An 818-nucleotide genomic window follows, 5' to 3' on the forward strand; every position below is an offset into this window, starting at 1 on the left:
ATGGTGCAGTAACCTTAACCAACTGCGAGACATGATTGGATATTCAAGGCAGGTATTAAGCGGCTTTTAGGTAAGCGATTTCGCGCCACATGGATGTTGCGGCCTGTCGTAATTCACGGTGGTCTGCAGAACTGAATTTGTTGCGTGGGAAGTAGTGAAGATTGTAAATGGGATCGTGGATTGAAGTGAACCGTTGTACATGTCGTGCTGACTTAAAGCGCTTCATGATCCGCTCTCTTCGCCGAACCGGTTGATGGGAATTCTCAGCCCGATTGTTCAAACCCTTGTGTTGACGATGATCGCAAACGGTGAGGCCAATCTCTCGCTTTGCTGCACCATAAGAACGCAATTTGTCGGTGATCATGATACGTGGAGAAGTGCCTTGACCCGACAGAAGTTTGCGCATGAAACGCTTGGCAGCCTTGGCATCACGCCGTCTCTGGACAAGAACATCCAGCACAAAGCCATCCTGATCAACAGCGCGCCAAAGAAAGTGGCGTTTGCCGTTGATCGTGACAACCGCTTCATCAAGATGCCACCTATCACCAAGGCGTGGTGTGCGACGGCGAATTGAATTGGCGTATTGCCGACCGAACTTTTCAGCCCACTCGCGTATCGTTTTGTGGGTGACGGTGATCCCACGATAGGCCAGCATATCTTCAACCATGCGAAAGCTCAGCGGAAACCGATAATAGAGCCACACAGCTTCAGCGATGATCTCAGCTGGAAAACGATGGCGGTGGTAAAGCGAAGCGCGTAGTTCAGTCATCCCCACTTATCGCCGGTGAAACTTGCTCTCAGGTTAACGTTACGCTGCC

1 protein-coding gene is annotated in these 818 nt (G+C 50.9%); it reads right to left on the reverse strand.

Annotated features, from left to right (window positions below; all coding sequences use genetic code 11):
- Positions 1-55: 55 nt before the first annotated feature.
- The gene (locus tag F9K91_RS25515; RefSeq protein ID WP_151679075.1) at positions 56-769 is read right to left on the reverse strand and encodes an IS6 family transposase; all 714 of its coding nucleotides are present in this window, start codon (positions 767-769) and stop codon (positions 56-58) included.
- Positions 770-818: the final 49 nt, after the last annotated feature.

It is taken from the genome of Brucella tritici (assembly GCF_008932295.1).
GTDB classification, from domain to species: Bacteria; Pseudomonadota; Alphaproteobacteria; order Rhizobiales; family Rhizobiaceae; genus Brucella; species Brucella tritici.